At 70.0% G+C, this 16,026-nt stretch carries 14 protein-coding genes, 1 tRNA gene and 1 pseudogene; 10 read left to right on the forward strand and 6 right to left on the reverse strand.

Features of this window, described 5'->3' with window-relative positions:
• Positions 1-89: 89 nt before the first annotated feature.
• From AB0M26_RS13560 to AB0M26_RS13575, 4 genes are all read left to right on the forward strand, one after another.
• On the forward strand, positions 90-1,247 hold the full coding sequence (locus AB0M26_RS13560; RefSeq protein ID WP_365259341.1) for an HpcH/HpaI aldolase/citrate lyase family protein: 1,158 nt from the start codon (positions 90-92) through the stop codon (positions 1,245-1,247).
• Between the two features lie 74 nt (positions 1,248-1,321).
• The gene (locus tag AB0M26_RS13565; RefSeq protein ID WP_365259446.1) at positions 1,322-3,835 is read left to right on the forward strand and encodes a phosphoribosyltransferase; all 2,514 of its coding nucleotides are present in this window, start codon (positions 1,322-1,324) and stop codon (positions 3,833-3,835) included.
• Positions 3,832-4,686: an HAD family hydrolase gene (locus AB0M26_RS13570; protein WP_365259344.1), complete on the forward strand. Its 855-nt coding sequence runs from the start codon at positions 3,832-3,834 to the stop codon at positions 4,684-4,686. The genes AB0M26_RS13565 and AB0M26_RS13570 overlap by 4 nt, the downstream gene beginning before the upstream one ends.
• A 14-nt stretch (positions 4,687-4,700) precedes the next feature.
• Positions 4,701-5,396: an O-methyltransferase gene (locus AB0M26_RS13575; protein ID WP_365259346.1), complete on the forward strand. Its 696-nt coding sequence runs from the start codon at positions 4,701-4,703 to the stop codon at positions 5,394-5,396.
• A 111-nt stretch (positions 5,397-5,507) separates the two neighbouring features.
• On the opposite strand, the gene AB0M26_RS13580 is transcribed toward AB0M26_RS13575, so the two are convergent.
• The 3 genes from AB0M26_RS13580 to AB0M26_RS13590 form a co-directional block, all read right to left on the reverse strand.
• The gene (locus tag AB0M26_RS13580) at positions 5,508-5,723 is read right to left on the reverse strand and encodes a zinc ribbon domain-containing protein (RefSeq protein WP_365259349.1); all 216 of its coding nucleotides are present in this window, start codon (positions 5,721-5,723) and stop codon (positions 5,508-5,510) included.
• 101 nt (positions 5,724-5,824) lie between these two features.
• Positions 5,825-6,460, reverse strand: a complete 636-nt coding sequence (locus AB0M26_RS13585) for a DUF4383 domain-containing protein (RefSeq protein ID WP_365259448.1) — start codon at positions 6,458-6,460, stop codon at positions 5,825-5,827.
• A gap of 610 nt (positions 6,461-7,070) precedes the next feature.
• Positions 7,071-8,477 carry a hypothetical protein gene (locus tag AB0M26_RS13590; protein ID WP_365259352.1) on the reverse strand — a complete coding sequence of 469 codons (1,407 nt, stop codon included), beginning with the start codon at positions 8,475-8,477 and terminating at the stop codon, positions 7,071-7,073.
• Between the two features lie 167 nt (positions 8,478-8,644).
• Here AB0M26_RS13590 and AB0M26_RS13595 point away from each other — a divergent pair.
• Positions 8,645-8,719: transfer RNA gene (locus AB0M26_RS13595), tRNA-Val, on the forward strand.
• Between the two features lie 56 nt (positions 8,720-8,775).
• Here AB0M26_RS13595 and AB0M26_RS13600 read toward each other — a convergent pair.
• Positions 8,776-9,066 (reverse strand): annotated as a pseudogene (locus tag AB0M26_RS13600) (hypothetical protein); the annotation flags it as partial.
• 457 nt (positions 9,067-9,523) lie between these two features.
• Positions 9,524-9,799: a hypothetical protein gene (locus AB0M26_RS13605; RefSeq protein ID WP_365259354.1), complete on the reverse strand. Its 276-nt coding sequence runs from the start codon at positions 9,797-9,799 to the stop codon at positions 9,524-9,526.
• Positions 9,800-10,042: 243 nt separating this feature from the next.
• On the opposite strand from AB0M26_RS13605, the gene AB0M26_RS13610 reads away from it, so the two are divergent.
• The 5 genes from AB0M26_RS13610 to AB0M26_RS13630 all read left to right on the forward strand — a co-directional run bounded on the left by AB0M26_RS13610 (position 10,043) and on the right by AB0M26_RS13630 (position 14,900).
• Complete coding sequence (locus tag AB0M26_RS13610) at positions 10,043-10,774, forward strand: GAF domain-containing protein (RefSeq protein ID WP_365259357.1); 732 nt, start codon at positions 10,043-10,045, stop codon at positions 10,772-10,774.
• 509 nt (positions 10,775-11,283) lie between these two features.
• Complete coding sequence (locus AB0M26_RS13615) at positions 11,284-11,754, forward strand: DUF3592 domain-containing protein (RefSeq protein ID WP_365259359.1); 471 nt, start codon at positions 11,284-11,286, stop codon at positions 11,752-11,754.
• Between the two features lie 421 nt (positions 11,755-12,175).
• On the forward strand, positions 12,176-12,769 hold the full coding sequence (locus AB0M26_RS13620; RefSeq protein WP_365259362.1) for a hypothetical protein: 594 nt from the start codon (positions 12,176-12,178) through the stop codon (positions 12,767-12,769).
• Positions 12,770-13,573: 804 nt separating this feature from the next.
• A complete protein-coding gene (locus tag AB0M26_RS13625; protein ID WP_365259365.1) occupies positions 13,574-14,011 on the forward strand; it encodes a tyrosinase family oxidase copper chaperone in 438 nt (145 codons plus the stop codon).
• Positions 14,012-14,081: 70 nt separating this feature from the next.
• A complete protein-coding gene (locus AB0M26_RS13630) occupies positions 14,082-14,900 on the forward strand; it encodes a tyrosinase family protein (protein ID WP_365259368.1) in 819 nt (272 codons plus the stop codon).
• A 34-nt stretch (positions 14,901-14,934) separates the two neighbouring features.
• On the opposite strand, the gene AB0M26_RS13635 is transcribed toward AB0M26_RS13630, so the two are convergent.
• On the reverse strand, positions 14,935-16,005 hold the full coding sequence (locus tag AB0M26_RS13635) for an MASE1 domain-containing protein (RefSeq protein WP_365259451.1): 1,071 nt from the start codon (positions 16,003-16,005) through the stop codon (positions 14,935-14,937).
• Positions 16,006-16,026 lie beyond the last annotated feature (21 nt).

Genomic DNA, 16,026 nt, shown 5'->3' on the forward strand with positions numbered 1-16,026 from the left:
TCACGCGCTTGGGGAACTTTTGACCCCTGCCTGCACGTACGATAACCGGCCAGATCAAGTCATGGCGGATCTGCAGTACGGGGAGATGTATGCGTCATTTCGGGCATGTGCCGCCCGATGTCCGTGCGGACCTGTTCCACCGGCAGCCGGTGGAGTTCACCGCGGACTCGCCCTCCCGTACCCTCGCCGTCGCCCTCGGCGCGACGCTCTACAGCCCCGCCACACGCCCCCGGCTCTGCGACGACGTGCTCAAGCGGGCCTCCGGCGGTGTGATGTCGATGGTGCTCTGCCTGGAGGACTCCATCGACGACACCGAGGTGAGCGCCGCCGAGGAGAATCTCGTACGGCAGCTCGTCGCTCTCGACGCATGTGGCCGGGATCTGCCCCTGCTGTTCATACGGGTCCGCGAGCCGGAGCAGATCCCGGACCTCGCGGCCCGCCTCGGAGCGGCCGTCCGGCGCCTGTCCGGATTCGTGCTCCCGAAGTTCACCGAGGAGAGCGGGGTGCCCTTCCTCGAGGCACTGGTCGCGGCCGAATCGGCCTGCGGACACCGCCTCTACGCCATGCCCGTCCTCGAATCGCCGGAGCTGCTGCACCTGGAGAGCCGCGTCGAGACGCTCGGCGGCATCCGCCGGACCGTCGACAAGTACCGCGACCGGGTCCTCGCGCTCCGCCTCGGCGTCACCGACTTCTGCTCGGCGTACGGGCTGCGCCGCGCTCCCGACATGACCGCGTACGACGTCCAGATCGTCGCCTCCGTCATCGCCGATGTCGTCAACACCCTGGGCCGCGCCGACGGCACGGGCTTCACGGTGACGGGCCCGGTCTGGGAGTACTTCCGCGTCCAGGAGCGGATGTTCAAGCCCCAGTTGCGGCGCAGCCCCTTCACCGGCCGCGCCGAACAGCTGCGCACCGCGCTCATCGAGCACGACATGGACGGTCTGCTGCGCGAGGTCGAGCTCGACCGGGCAAACGGTCTGCAGGGCAAGACCTGCATCCACCCCTCGCACGTCACGCCCGTGCACGTGCTGTCGGTGGTCAGCCACGAGGAGTTCACGGACGCGGTGGACATCCTGCGGCCGGAGCGCGACGGTGGCGGTGTGATGCGTTCCGCGTACATCAACAAGATGAACGAGGTGAAGCCGCACCGCGCGTGGGCCGAGCGCACCATGCTGCGTGCGGAGGTCTTCGGCGTGGCCCGCGAGGATGTGAGCTTCGTGGAGCTGCTGGCGGCCGGGCTGACGTGAGCACGCACCACCGGAATGACGTGAGCACGCACCAGGAGCAGGACGATCCGACCGGAACGGGAGATGGGCGCGGTATGGAGTGGTCGGGACAGTGGGTCGCGGACCGGTTGGGCGTCGGGCTCGAGGGCGACGTGGAACTGACCCGGCTGCTCGGGCTGGCCCTGCGCCGCAACACCAAGCGCGCGCACCTGCTCGTCTCGAGCGTCCTCGGCAAGCACGTACCGCAGCGGCCGCAAACCGTCTACGGCGCAGGGCTCCGGCTCGGGGAGCGCGTACGGGAGCTGCTCGGTGACGCAGAGGCGGCCCGCGCGGTGGTCGTCGGCTACGCGGAGACGGCGACGGGTCTCGGCCACAGCGTCGCCGACGGGCTGGCCCTCGCCCCGTATCTGCACTCGACCCGGCGGCCCGTGCACGGCGTCGAACCGGCGGGCGGCTTCGAGGAGGCCCACAGCCACGCCACCTCGCATCTGCTGCTGCCCGAGGACCCGGCGCTGCTGACGGGCGACGGGCCGCTGGTGCTCGTCGACGACGAGTTCTCCACCGGCAACACCGTCCTCAACACCATCGCCGCGCTGCACGCCCGCTACCCGCGCGAGCGGTATGTGATCGTGGCCCTGGTCGACATGCGGTCGGCCGCCGACCGGATCCGGCTGGAGGCGTTCGCGGCCGAACTCGGCGCGCGGGTCGACCTGGTGGCCCTGGCCGCGGGCACGGTGCGGCTCCCGGACGATGTGCTGGCCCGCGGGCAGGCGCTCGTCGAGGAGCACGAGCAGGACGGCGAGCCCGCCGCGCCCGTACGGACCCGCGCCGAACGCCTCGACCTCGGCTGGCCCGCCGCGCTGCCCGACGGCGGACGGCACGGCTTCACTCCTGAGCACCGTGCCCGGCTGGAGGCCGCCCTGCCCGGGATGGCCGTGCGCATCGGCGACGCGCTGCGGGCCACCGGTGCGCACCGGACCGCGCTTCCGACCTCCCGGGAGCGGCAGCGCACCAGCTCACCCGCCCCGCGCGTACTCGTCCTCGGCTGCGAGGAGTTGATGTATGCGCCGCTGCGCCTCGCCACCGCGCTGGAGGAGGTCGTGGACGCCGAGGTACGGTTCTCGACCAGCACGCGGTCACCGGTCCTGGCCGTCGACGACCCCGGATACGCCATCCGCACCCGGCTGGCCTTCCCCGCGCACGACGATCCGGCGGACGGACCGGGCGAACGCTTCGCGTACAACGTCGCCGCCGCGGGCTTCGACGCCGTCGTCGCCGTCGTCGACTCCGCCGCCGACACCCCCGAGCTGCACGGTCCCGGCGGGCTGCTGGAACTCCTCGCAGCGCACACCGACCGCCTGCTGCTCGCCGTCGTCCCCAGCTACGCACCCGACGTGACGGCCGCACCGCGGAGCGCCGCCGCGACGCTCGGGGCACCGCATCCGCCAGAACCGCTCCGCGGTCCCGCCTTCTCCTCCTACGCCCCCGACGACGTCGGCTGGCTGCTCCAGGACTTCTCCGCCGTACGGCTCGAAGCGCCGACCGAGGAGCGCGAGGAGGCCATTCAGCGCGGCGGGGCGCACTACGCGGAGTCGCTGCCCGTCGAGTACCAGCCCAGCGCCGAGTACCAGCAGCTGTTCCGCGCCGCGCTCGACGCCTCCGCCACCCGCATCGCCCGCGCCGTGGGCACCGTCACCGACACCGTGCTGGCCGAACTCCCGCGCCGGGCGGGCCGGAGCGGTTCCGGTGCGAACCCCGTCCTGGTGTCGCTGGCCCGCGCCGGGACGCCCATCGGCGTCCTGATGCGGCGCTGGGCACGGCACGCGCACGGACTGGACCTTCCGCACTACGCCATCTCCATCGTCCGCGGGCGCGGCATCGACACCACGGCGCTGCGCTGGCTGGCCGCCCACCACGACCCGGCCGACGTCGTCTTCGTCGACGGCTGGACCGGCAAGGGCGCGATCACCCGCGAACTCGCCGACGCCCTGGCCGGTTTCCCCGGCTTCCACCCGGAGATCGCCGTGCTGGCCGACCCCGGCGGCTGTGTGCGCACCTACGGCACGCGCGAGGACTTCCTCATCCCCTCCGCCTGCCTCAACTCCACGGTTTCGGGGCTCATTTCGCGTACGGTGCTCCGCTCCGACCTCGTCGGGCCCGGCCAGTTCCACGGCGCGAAGTTCTACCGCGACCTCGCGGACTCCGACGTCTCGGGCACCTTCATCGACACCGTCGGCGGGCGCTTCGACGAGGTCGCCGACGACGTCGCGGTGGACGTCAAGAACCTGCTGGGGGCGGACCGTTCGCCCACCTGGGAGGGGTGGGCGGCCGTCGAGCGGATCAGCGAGGAGTACGGCATCCGCGACGTCAACCTCGTCAAGCCGGGCGTCGGCGAGACCACACGCGTCCTGCTGCGCCGCGTACCCTGGCGGATCCTCGCGCGGCGCGGAGCCGGCGCCGACCTCGACCACATCGCGCTGCTCGCCGAGCAGCGCGGCGTCCCCGTCGAGGAGACCGACGATCTGCCCTACACCTGCGTCGGCCTCATCCACCCGCGCTACACCCGGGGCGCCACCGGCGCCGACGGCAAGGCGGTGACGACCCGATGAGCTCCCTCGCCGGCCTCGCCGGAGGCGGCATCGCCCGGGCCACCGGCCCTGTCCTCGTCGCCAGCGACCTCGACCGCACGCTGATCTACTCCGCCGCGGCCCTTGCCCTGGACATGCCGGACGCGCAGGCCCCTCGGCTGCTGTGCGTAGAGGTGTACGAGCGCACGCCGCTCTCGTACATGACGGAGGCCGCGGCCGTGCTCCTCGACCGGCTGGCGCGAGAGACGGTCTTCGTCCCCACCACGACCCGGACCCGCGCGCAGTACGGCCGGATCAGCCTGCCCGGACCCGCCGCCCGCTACGCGATCTGCGCGAACGGCGGCCACATCCTCGTCGACGGCGTGCCCGACTCCGACTGGCACACGCAGGTCCTGGCCACGCTGGACGCGGGCTGCGCGCCGCTCGCAGAGGTCCGTGAGCATCTCGTGCGCACGGCGGACCCGGCCTGGCTGCTGAAGGAGCGGGTCGCCGAGGACCTCTTCGCGTACCTCGTCGTCGATCGCGCCCTCCTTCCCGCCACGTGGGTCAAGGACCTCGCGGCCTGGGCGGAGGAGCGCGGCTGGACTGTCTCGCTCCAGGGCCGGAAGGTCTACGCGGTCCCCCAGCCGCTCACCAAGAGCGCGGCGGTCGCCGAGATCGCCCGCCGCTCCGGGAGCCGGGAGATCCTTACGGCCGGCGACTCGCTGCTCGACGCCGACCTGCTTCTGGCGGGCGACCGCGGCTGGCGGCCCAGCCACGGGGAACTGGCCGAAACCGGCTGGACGGCCCCGCAGGTCACGGCCGTTGACCGGCGCGGTGTCGCGGCGGGGGAGGAGATTCTGCGAGCCGTGCTGCTTGCGGCGGCTGGTTGAGCAAAGATGGCGGCATGTCTACTCCTTCCTCCGATCAGCAGACCGACGGCGCGCCGAACATAAAAGGTGTTCCGGTCACGCCCGCCCTGTACGCGTACGTTCTGGCGCACAACCCGCCGCTCGACCCGGTGCAGCGGGAGCTCATCGAGACCACGCGGACGCAGCTCGGCGACGCCGCGAGCATGCAAGTCGCCCAGGAGCAGGCGCCGTTGCTGGCGTTCCTCGTCCGGCTGACGCGAGCACGGCACATCGTCGAGGTTGGCACCTTCACCGGACTCTCCGCTCTGGCCATGGCGCAGGCCCTGCCCGAGGACGGGACCCTGGTCGCCTGCGACATCTCGGAGGAGTGGACGGCGTACGGGCGCGAGGCCTGGGCCAAGGCGGGCGTCGCGGACCGGGTCGACCTGCGAATCGGCGACGCGCTGGAGACGCTGACCGCCATGCCGGAGGAGCCGCACATCGACTTCGCGTTCCTGGACGCCGACAAGGAGAGCTACATCGCGTACTGGGACGCGCTCGTGCCGCGTATGCGCGAGGGCGGGCTGATCGCGGTGGACAACGTCTTTCTGCACGGGCGTGTGCAGGACCCGACGGCATCCGGGCGCGCGGCGGCGATCCGGGCGTTCAACGACCATGTGTCGGCGGACGAGCGCATGGAGTCGGTGATGCTCACGGTCGCGGACGGCTTGACCCTGGCGCGCAAGCGCTGACACGCGTACGGGGGGCGCGATGCGTGCGGACCGGGCGCGGCGGCCCGTGTGCGGCGGTGCGTGGTGCGGCGGTCTGTGTGCGGCGGTGCGGCGGCGAAGGGCGGGTACCGCTCAGCCGCAGCAACCGCCCCCGCAGCAACCGCCGCCTCCGCCTCCGCTGGGCGCCGGGGCGGAGGCCGCACTGCCGCCGACAGCGACGGTGGACAGCAGTTTGACGGTGTCCTCGTGGCCGTCCGGGCACGACGCGGGCGCCGAGGACTCCGCCATCGGGCGGCTCAGCTCGAAGGTGGTCCCACAGGACCGGCAGCGGTACTCGTAACGAGGCATGGCGACAGATTAGCCCTGCGCAGCCGCGGTTGGCGGCGCAGTGGCCCATGATCGGCGTCACTTGCGCCCGCGTCGTGATCGGCGTTTTCGCCCCGGCCCGGTCAGGGAGTGCCCGGCCGCTGATGACCCGGGCGTTGGTTGCCCGGCCGTTGATGCTGCGGGGGAGGCTGCTCCGGCTGCTGACGTTGCGAGGGCCGGTGCTCCGGGTGCCGGTGCTCCGGCGAAGGGTGCTGCGCCTGGATGGCCGGCCGCCGCGCCCTGGTGCGCAGTGCGGCCTGCTGCTCGTACGCGAGCTGGTCGGGGTGGCGGGCCCGCCAGTACGGATTGTCGTGCGGCAGATGGCCGCTCACCCGCCCGTACATCCCGAAGGTCATCAGCAGCAGCCCGAAGACAAAGCTGAACAGGACGTTCTGGATACGGAACGCCAGGACGTTGAAGTCGGTCTCCAGCAGCGCGAGATTGACGAATCCGCTCAGCAGGAAGGCCACGCCCAACCCCATGTTGAGCGACGAGGCGATGTTGCCGCCGACGAGCATCCCGCCGAAGAGCACGAACCCGACGATGATCGAGAGCACGCTCAGGGCGCCGTTGGTGTTGAGCCCGGCCACGGTGTCGCCACCGGTGTCGAAGAACCCGACCCGCCCGATCAGCCCGAGAATCCCGAAGGCGACGAGCACAAGGCCCATGAGCCCGGCTCCGATGCGGTAGACGGTGCTGAGCCGGTGATCGACGGGCAGGTGCTCGTCGAGCCGGGTGCGCCGGGCAAGCCGCTCGGAGAACCGGCCGCCGGGACCGCGGCCCCTGCCGCCCCCGGGGCCGCCTGTGCTCCTGCCGCCCGGGAGTGACCTGGCGGCGTGGCTGGAGGCCATGCATCCAGGATCCGCCGGGACGGGGGGGCGGGCGCCAGAGGGAGCGCGATGAGCGCGATGCCGTACGAGGGCGGGACCGCTGGGACGCCACGAGCAGTGCCGCCCGCGGTGGTACGAGCACCGCCACCCGCCGCGTCCGAGCAAGACCACCCGCCGCTGGTACACCGTCGCCACCCGCCGCGTCCGAGCAAGGCCACCCGCCGCTGGTACACCGTCGCCACCCGCCGCGTCCGAGCAAGGTCACTCGCCGCTGGTACACCGCCGCCACCCGCCGCCGTACGAGCACCGCCGCCACCCGCCGCTGGTACGAGAACGCGGCACGCACGCCGTGCGCCAGCCGTGCCCGCACCGGTCATGTGCGCGCGGGCACGCGGCCGACGCGGGGCGGGCCGTGCACAGCGGTGGGCAGCCGCTCGCGTGGGCGCGGGCAGGGGGCCTCGGGGCTCGGGGCAGTGTGCTCGGGGCGAGGCGGCCAGGGTCAGGCCCTGCCTGCGCCCCGCTCCTCGCGGATCTCGCCGACGACCTTGGCCACGGACTGCCGGACGCCCTCCGTCTCGGTCAGGAAGTGCCAGTAGTCGGGGTGGCGCCCTTCCAGGCCCGCGACGGCCCGCTCCAGCCGCAGAACGGCCTCGTCCAGGGGGCGCGCGTGCCGGGGGTCGGGGGTGCTGCGCCCGGCCATGGCGAGGCGCTGCGCGTCGCGAATCGCGAACCGCGTCCGCTCGATCTCCTTCGACGGGTCGAAGGAGACCTCGTCGAGCCGACGCAGCCGCTCACCGGCGGCGGAGACGGCCTCGTCCGTGGTGTTCAGCAGGGCCCGGGCGGTGCCGATCAGTGCGGTCGCGTCGGGCCAGCGCTGCTCCTCGCGCGCCCGCTGCGCCTCCTTGAGCTTCTGCTCACCCTCGGCGACGGACCGGGCGGCCTGCTCCGGCACGTGCTGGAGGTCCTGCCAGCAGGCCGCGGCGTACCGGCGGCGCAGCTCGCTGAGGATGGGCTCGACGCCGTCGGCCCGCGTTGTGAGCGCCTGGGCGCGGGTGCGGAGGGAAACGAGACGCCGGTCGATCTCGGCGGCGCGCTCGGGCAGGCGCTCGGCCTCGCTGCGGACCGCCTCGGCCTCGCGCAGCACCTGGTCGGCGCGGCGGAGGGTCTCCTGGACACCGTGCCTGCCGGCGCCCTGGTTGAGCTTGGTCAGCTCGGGGGACAGGGCCGCGAGACGGGAGGCGAGATCGTCGGCGCGCAGGCCCTTGCCCCGTACGGCGTCCAGCGCGTTCGTCGCCGCGAGCAGCGCCTGGCGGGCTCGCTCGACGGCAGGTGCGAGTCGGGCGAGCTGGGTCTCGGCCTGGTCGAGCAGCGGGCCGAGGCTCTCGCCGAAGCGGTCGAGATCGCGCTTGACCCGCTCCAGCTCGTCCTTGGCCCGGGTCAGGTCGGTACGGGCGCGGGCGGCCACGGAGGCCTCGAGGTCGACGCGGTCCAGGTCGTGGGTGTCGACCGCGGTGATGTAGTCGTGACTGGCCTGGTCGATGCGCTGCCCGAGGGTCCGGAAGTCCTCGGCGGCCTTGCGGGCCCGGGGGGAATTGTCGACGGCGGTGATTGTCTCGATGGAAATCCGCAGATCGCGCTGCGCGGTGTCGAGCTCGTAGAACGCCGCGGCGGCCGCGTCCTTGGCGGCCTGAGCATCGGCCCGGTGGTTCTCGCCGCGTCCCCACCAGCGCCGGGTGCCCCCGCCGGCGAACGACGCGGGCACGGCAGCCCCCAGCAGCACCAGCGGCAGGGCCACGAGCACGAAGAGATCCCGCCCGCCGCCCCGGCTCCCGGCACCCACGCCCGGACCGGTGCGTCGACGGCGGCGTGCCGACCGCGTGTACGGCTGCGCGTCTCTCGCCGTCATCCCTCTCCCCGTGCCTGTCCGCATCCGCCCGGAAAACCCTGTGTCATTCTCCCACCAGCCAGTGACGAACACACGGGGCCGGTCAGTTGCCGCTTCGGGGGCCCCTGTGCGACACGTACGGGTTTGCGGCCGGGGTGTGCGGGCCATGTAGTCTGTCAGCTCATCCCGGGCGCATAGCTCAGCGGTAGAGCGCTGCTCTTACAAAGCAGATGTCGGCGGTTCAAATCCGTCTGTGCCCACCACCCAAAAGACCCCCGGACCGAGTGTGTCCGGGGGTCTTTGACATCCAGATCCGATATCAACGGCGGCGGTCGGCCGCGATCGAGCCGGTGTTCAGCAGCCCGTCCATGTGGCTCACGGCCTCGCGCTGGGTGTCCTGGACGACGTGGGTGTAGACGGGCATGGTCACCGCGATCCGGCTGTGCCCGAGGATCTCCAGCACCACGTACCCCGTGTCCTTCCAGTCCGCCGCCCCAGCCCGTGCACGCATGGCGGGCTGGCGCATCCGCTGCCATCGGAGGAGCACTCGGCACGTGGCAGGCAGGGGTTGTGTCTGTCAACGACGGCGCCCCTTGGGTTCGTCGTCATACGCCTCAGCGCCGACCCACTGAGCGCTGCTTCCGAACTTGGATCTCCGCGAACTTAGCCACCCCCGGCCGGGGCCCGCGTCGAGCAAGACCAGGGGGCCACCCGCTCGATCATGCTCGACTCCAAACTGGGCAGGCCACCGGCCAAACCTGCTCCAGCGACCTAGAGGTCGAACCCTGCGGCAGGCTCCTGCGGGGCCGTCGCCGCGCAGCTCCGACGACGACACCGGCGTTCAAATGCAAACGACCCCCAACCACGCGCTGGTCAGGGGGCGTTTGCCTGAATGCAGCGAATCCAGGCCAGGGCGCTGTTGGGCAGTTCAAGGAAGTTGGCGCAGCTTCGAGGGCCTAGAAGCCCGAGTGATCAATACATCTAGTGGCCGTTGACCCGATGTCTCGCTATGACCAGCCCGTGTGCCAGAACTGCAACGACGTTCGTCAGGTCGCCTGTTGAACAACCTATGAGGGCTTGTACAGGTGGCGCAGCACCTTGCGGATCACCGCGCGAGTCCGCTGCTTCTGCTGCCTGATCAGCTTGGCTTGCTCCTCATCGAAGTTCGCGGACCGCAGCGTCTCCGCCCGCTCGCGGATATAGGCAGCAGGATCCGCGTTGAATTCCGAGATGCGCGGATCAACCGCTAACGCGCGCCCCGTCCAAACTCCCGCAGTCGAACCCACGGTAGACTCCCCCCTACGGCTGTAGCAGCTTGCCTCGTCACCATCGGTGGTGGACATGGGACCCACCCCTTACGGCAAGAGGGCCGATCTTCATCAGAGCACTTGAACCGCCACTGTGCTTCGCCGCCCCCGCCGGACAGCTCAACAACAGGCAATGTTCAAGCCGTCGAACGGACTGCAGCCTACCTTGGTCCTCCCCGTCTCCGTTGGCCAGTAAACAGTTTTTAGCCCACAAGAGCTACGCTCTGTGTATCGTATGTGACAGTAAGCCAAGAGTAGGTCTTGTGCGGGGGGTCTCTGGTGGGCTGGGGTGCGATCGTTGCGGCCTTACTGGCCGTTCTGTCCTACGTAGCGCAGATGGTCATCGGCTTGAAGATGCCTGGATGGCTGTATACGACGATCATCATCGTTGGCGCGTTGGCTGTCCTCGTCGCCATGATCCTTGCCGATCGTCGCGTGAGCACAGCACGACAGGCGGCTGCGATTGCCACGCGGAAGCAGCGCAAGGCGTTCGAAGACGTCTTGGTGCCGATCGTGAACCTACTCGGGGACATCGTCAGCAGTGACAGGGTGCAACGACCTGCGCTCAAACAGCAGATGAAGTTGTCGATCGTCACTTTGACGGCCCAGTTGGTAGGGCCCGCCGATACTCGTGCATGTTTCCTGGAAGAGGTGCCGAACACCCCTCCCGGCGGGCGAGAGATCAAGTGTCAAAATCACTTGTGGAGTGGACGCGGCGAGCCGCCAGTGACCACCTTCCGGGAACAGGATGTTCGAGGCAAGGAGCTACTGAAACTCCTTGATGAAGGTACGGACACCTTCGTCCCGGATGTTGACCAACTGCCTGCCTCACTACGCCCCGACAGCCGCACCTACAAGACGTACATCAGCACGGCCGTCAAGGTGGGAGGCGCTTCGCTGGGCGTCCTGACGGTCGACTGCATGAAACCCGGCGACCTCACTGAAGATGACACAAAGATGGTCGCAGTCTTCGCACGCCTCCTGGGGGCTGCGCTCGCGGTGAAGCGCTGACGTCCGCGACAACGTGTGCCGGACTCAAGGCAGAACTTACCGCAGCAAGATCGCGGGCTGCTTCGGGCGGCCACAGCAGAGCGCCGCTCGCACCGACGAGTGCCCCATGCGGGTCCATCAGCTCTCCGGTCGTTGCTCCACCGGTGACCGCGCCCCTTGCGTACGAGTCAGATGTTGGTGTCGCGCTGGGTCGCGCAGGTCGTCGCGGCCGTGCGGAGCAGCCCAGCCGCGCCCGGGTATCGGGCTTGGAAGCGGCCGGACGGCAGCTTGTGCACGGAGCCGAACCGGCGCCATTTTCCCGTCGAGTTGGGCAATGGGCGACCACCCCGAGTCGGCGGCCGGCGGTGAGCGGGCTCCGGCACCGCAACTCACCCCTTGGTGCCTACCGCGCGTAGCCGCCTTGCGGGCTGGGTGGCAGAGCTCCATGACCTGGCCCGTCGCCGGACGGCGGACGGAACGGAACCGCTTCCCGTCGCGTCTTGTGAGGGGACTGCGGCGAGGGAGGTTCCATGCCCGAAGGCATTTTCGTGGTCGTGCCGATTCTGATGATCGCGGTTGCCCTCGTGGCGGCCCTCCGGACCGTGCGGCGCTATCTGCGGCTCAGGGCCGCCTGGGCCGGCGGCGCCACCGCGGAGGCCCGCTGCCTGCGGGCATACACCACCACCAGCGGCGACCGCCGGCATGTCCGCTCCACCCAGCACCACGTCTACGAGTTCACCGACCGTATGGGCCGGTCCGTACGGTTCGAGGAGACCGACGGGCCCTCGACGACGGTCCTGGGCGACAACGTGGTCGTCCACTACCCCCCGGACCGACCCGACCGGGCCACAGCGATCCCGCCCCGCCACTCCGGTGAACTCGCCCGCATGGTCGCGACGCTCGCCTTTCTCACCGTCTTCGTCGGTCTCTGCATCGTCTTCATTCGGGTCGCGCACGGTCTCGTCACTGCGGATGCGACGGTGTTCTCCGAACTGCCGTGACCGCCCGGGCGCCCGTCAGCGACGTTCGACGGCTGCCCGCGCCTCGCCCTGCCTGATGTGCCGCCGCGGGAAGCCAAGGCGGACCTCGGACGGGGTGGGCCCCCACCCAACCCGCCGTCCGGACCTCTGGCGCTCTCCACCTTCACAGTGTCGTCCGTCCGTCACAGGTGTCGTCCGTCAGGTGTCGTCGCGACCGTGGACTGATGTCAGAGACAGCACCCGTACGCAGTGGGGTTCACCGTCTCGGCTCGGTCAGTAGCAGGGGAGTTCCCTCATAGGCCACGGAGGAGATTTCGTCGTCGAGGGCGTACAGGCCGAGGTCGTGGACGTGGGTGTGCAGAGGCAACGACGAGGCAGGTCCACGGTCGCTCCATGACGGAAAGTGCCTGTAGAGGTCGGCCGGCCGAAGCACACTGGATGCATGGAGGTTGTTGCAGCCGTCTGTTCAGCAGTGGCAGCTCTGATGGTCGCCTTGCTCAGTTACGCCCAATGGAGGCGAACCGAGAAGCGTCAGGCAGAGTTCGAGGCCGCGAATCTCAGGATTGCCGAAAGCGAGCGGCTACGAGCGATGGGCGCGACCTATCGAGAGGAGCGCATCCAGGCGCTGCGGGAACTCAATGAAATGCTCAAGACGATGGAGCTGGAGTCGCGTTGGAAAGGCGGTGGGCACGACATGAGATCAGAGGAGCCGAAGCTCAATTCGTTCCTCATCAGGCATCGAGCCGTACTCGCCGACGACGAACATGAACTCGCTCGCCAGTTTCTCGAGGGTCTGACCTGGATCGATGGTGCTGCAGAAAGATATCGCTCGAAATGGGAGCAGGAAAGGCAGGCCACTCTGGAGGCAAGTGGCATCGACATCGGGCCCGTTGAGAGCTCCTGGGAAACGACGAGGAGCGACGTGTTGCCGAGCGATGACAACGTGCAGGACATGTTCTACGCCCACCAGAAGTGGCGGTCCGCATCAAACGCCCTCGATGAGCGGCTCCGTGACGCCCTCCAAGGGAAGGATTGAAAGCTGTCCCACGAGTCCCGGCCGATGGCATTTCGAGACGGCCTGGTTGACATCAGCGGCAGCGGGGGATGCGCGAGTCCGGGCCTCGGACAGGACGCCGGATGGCGCACGTCCGGTGCCTCATAGTGGACAGCTCCTGCCCCGGTCGTCCCGGGGTGACTGCTCGCCACCATCGTGACCGCGGGAGCGGCAGCCGTGATCTTGTGGCGGAACTGACAGACCACACCTGCGTACGCCGTGTGGCGGCCGTACTCGGCCATCGAACGGGATGAACTCGACCGCGCCGGTCTCTGCCCGCACATGAGCATGCGGGACCGCTCGCGCGGCTGCATCCTCAACACCCCGTGAACGACAGCCGGTTGCCGAGGCCCTCAGCGATAGCGCGGCGCGGCGCGGCGCATCAAGCGTGCTCACCGGAGGCGGCGAGGACTCCTGAGAACGGCGCAACTGCCCGGGAATCCGGTCGAGTTGATGGCGTGAGAGATTTCACGGTTTGCGGGTGCCTGCGGGAAATCCTTCGGCGCGATCGAGCAACGGGCGCGGAATATTTTGCTCCGGGCGGGCGCCGGGTCTCCCCGCTCACAAGATCGCCGCCGTTTGAACATTGCATCTCTGCACGGGGATTGTCTTGTTCATGTTCAAGCGCGTCTCTTGTGTTCTGTCGATCCGTGTGTCCCTGCCAGCATGTGGCGGCAGGTGATCACGCCATGACTGGACGTGATCACTCCATGAGCGGATGAAGAGCCGCCCCCTTCCGCGGGGCCTCCGCGGAAGCCGACTGAACTCAAAGAGAGGGGTCGAACCATGTCTCGTCCCGACCGCCGTCAGGTGTTGCGCGGAGGTGCACTCGCCCTGGTGGGGGCCGCGCTGGCCACACCGGCCGCCGTTGCCGCGTCCCGTGCCGCCGGGGGCAGCGCATCGCATGCCGGTCATGGCGCTCACGGCGCCCATGGGAGCCATGCCTCCGACGTGCCCGAGGCGTTCGACGAGGTCTACCTCGGCCGCCACATAGAGGGCTGGCCGTCCGCCGAGGGCCCGGGCGGCGGCCACGGGGGTCATGAGGGCATGGCCTTCACCGTCCGCGTCGACAACGACGACCTGCACGTGATGCAGAACGCGGACAGCACCTGGATCAGCGTCGTGAACCACTACGAGACGCACGCCTCGCCCCGCGCCGTCGCCCGCGCGGCCGTACGGGAGCTGAACGGCTCGGACCTCGTCGTGATGGCCGGTACCGGCTGACCGTTCCGGCGCGGCAATCGTCCCCGTCCCACCTCCGGATCACGACCGACCTCGCAGAGGAACCCTCCACATGGCAGATCGCAAGAACCAGGCGGATCTCACCGCCTCCGAGAAGCGGAACTTCGTCGACGCGGTGCTGGAACTCAAGCGCGCCGGCCGCTACGACGAGTTCATCACCACGCACAACGCCTTCATCACCAGTGACACCGACAACGGCGAGCGGACCGGCCACCGTTCGCCGTCGTTCCTCCCCTGGCACCGCCGCTTCCTGCTCGAGTTCGAGGAGGCGCTGCAGTCCGTCGACTCCTCCGTCACCCTGCCCTACTGGGACTGGACGGTCGACCGTTCTTCGCGCAGCTCCCTGTGGTCGGACACCTTCCTCGGTGGCGACGGCCGGAGCGGCGACGCGCGCGTCACCTCGGGCCCGTTCGCCTTCGGCGGCGGCAACTGGCCGTTGAACATACGCGTCGACGGCCGGAACTTCCTGCGCCGTACGCTCGGCCAGGGCGTACGTGATCTGCCCACCCGCGCTCAGGTGGACGCCGTCCTCGCCATGCCCGTCTACGATGCCGCCCCCTGGAACAGCGGATCAGACAGCTTCCGCAACGCCATCGAGGGCTGGCGCGGCCCGAACCTGCACAACCGCGTGCACGTCTGGGTCGGCGGTCAGATGACCTCCGGGGCCTCGCCCAACGACCCCGTCTTCTGGCTCCACCACTGCTTCATCGACAAGCTGTGGGCCGACTGGCAGAGCCTGCACACCGACTCCGGCTATCTGCCGACCAGTCCGGTCCGCAACGTCGTGAGCCTCCGCGACACGATGAAGCCGTGGAACGACGTGACCCCCGAGGACATGCTCGACCACACGCAGTTCTACACCTACGCCTGAGCCCGGACCGTAGGTCCCGGGGCGGCGCGGTTCCTCACCGGCCGCGCCGCCCCGCGTCGCTGCCCCCGTCGCCCTCGCCCTTCGCGTCGTCGCCCTCGCCCTTCGCGTCGTCGCCCTCGGCCTTCCCCCCGTCGCCCTCGCCCTTCGTGTCGTCGCCCTCGTCCCACCGCCGCTCGGGCGCGCCCCGCTCCCCGGGTGCCAGGCGTACCACCACCTCCGCGAGCTGGGCGCATACGGCCTCGATCCGCTCCCGTGTCTCGTTCCGTTCGGTGACCATGGCCGAGAGCACCAGGGCGGTCAGCGCCGCCGATCCGTTGAGAGCCTGGAGCGTGAACATCTGGGCGAAGAGGTCGTGGCCGTGGAACGGACCCGAGGCGGAGCCCGCCGCGAAGATCGCCAGTACGGAGATGATCAGCACGCACGGTGCGGCTCCGGGGAGCTGGAAGCGGTACGCCGCCCAGATCAGGAACGGGAAGATGACGAACAGCATGTTCAGCGTGGAGTGCAGCGACCCCAGCGCCACCAGTCCCGTGCAGATCAGCAGCGCCGCCGCCTCCGCCCACCGCCACGCGGGGGCCGTCAGTATGCGCCGCCCCGGCCAGGCCGCCCGCAGGGCGAGCAGAACGGGGACGACGACGAGTACACCCATCGCGTCGCCCGTCCACCACACCGACCAGGCCGGCCAGAACTCGTCCGCGTCCAGGGCCCCGGCGAGTACGAGCGCACCGGTCCCGACGGTCGAACTGACCAGCATCGCCAGCAGCGCTCCGAGGAACACCAGGGCCAGCGCGTCCCGCAGCCGGTCCAGTTCGGTGCGGAAGTCCGCGCGGCGCAGGAGCGCGTACGAGACCAGCGGCGCGATGGTGTTGCCCAGCACGATCGCAAAGACCCACCCGGACGGGCCGAGCGGCACATTGACCAGGAAGGCACCGAGCGCGATCCCCGGCCATACGCGCCGGCCGAAGAGCAGCAGGCAGGCGACGGCGATCCCGGTCGGGGGCCAGAGGGGGGTGATCTGCCCGCGGACGAGCTCCTGTTCCAGTCCGGCCTCGCCGGACGCGTAGTACCCGCCTGTGACGGCGAGGTTCAGCAGAACGCCGTTCACATGCCGCCGGAGTTCCGGGTT

This window comes from Streptomyces sp. NPDC051776 (genome assembly GCF_040681345.1).
Taxonomy (GTDB): domain Bacteria; phylum Actinomycetota; class Actinomycetes; order Streptomycetales; family Streptomycetaceae; genus Streptomyces.

Excerpts from the sequence above, each read along its gene's own strand:
- AB0M26_RS13560 (WP_365259341.1), top strand. The coding sequence starts at position 90 with ATGCGTCATTTCGGGCATGTGCCGCCCGATGTCCGTGCGGACCTGTTC.
- AB0M26_RS13565 (WP_365259446.1), top strand. The coding sequence starts at position 1,322 with ATGGAGTGGTCGGGACAGTGGGTCGCGGACCGGTTGGGCGTCGGGCTC.
- AB0M26_RS13570 (WP_365259344.1), top strand. The coding sequence starts at position 3,832 with ATGAGCTCCCTCGCCGGCCTCGCCGGAGGCGGCATCGCCCGGGCCACC.
- AB0M26_RS13575 (WP_365259346.1), top strand. The coding sequence starts at position 4,701 with ATGTCTACTCCTTCCTCCGATCAGCAGACCGACGGCGCGCCGAACATA.
- AB0M26_RS13580 (WP_365259349.1), bottom strand. The coding sequence starts at position 5,723 with ATGCCTCGTTACGAGTACCGCTGCCGGTCCTGTGGGACCACCTTCGAG.
- AB0M26_RS13590 (WP_365259352.1), bottom strand. The coding sequence starts at position 8,477 with ATGACGGCGAGAGACGCGCAGCCGTACACGCGGTCGGCACGCCGCCGT.
- AB0M26_RS13605 (WP_365259354.1), bottom strand. The coding sequence starts at position 9,799 with ATGTCCACCACCGATGGTGACGAGGCAAGCTGCTACAGCCGTAGGGGG.
- AB0M26_RS13615 (WP_365259359.1), top strand. The coding sequence starts at position 11,284 with ATGCCCGAAGGCATTTTCGTGGTCGTGCCGATTCTGATGATCGCGGTT.
- AB0M26_RS13620 (WP_365259362.1), top strand. The coding sequence starts at position 12,176 with ATGGAGGTTGTTGCAGCCGTCTGTTCAGCAGTGGCAGCTCTGATGGTC.
- AB0M26_RS13625 (WP_365259365.1), top strand. The coding sequence starts at position 13,574 with ATGTCTCGTCCCGACCGCCGTCAGGTGTTGCGCGGAGGTGCACTCGCC.
- AB0M26_RS13630 (WP_365259368.1), top strand. The coding sequence starts at position 14,082 with ATGGCAGATCGCAAGAACCAGGCGGATCTCACCGCCTCCGAGAAGCGG.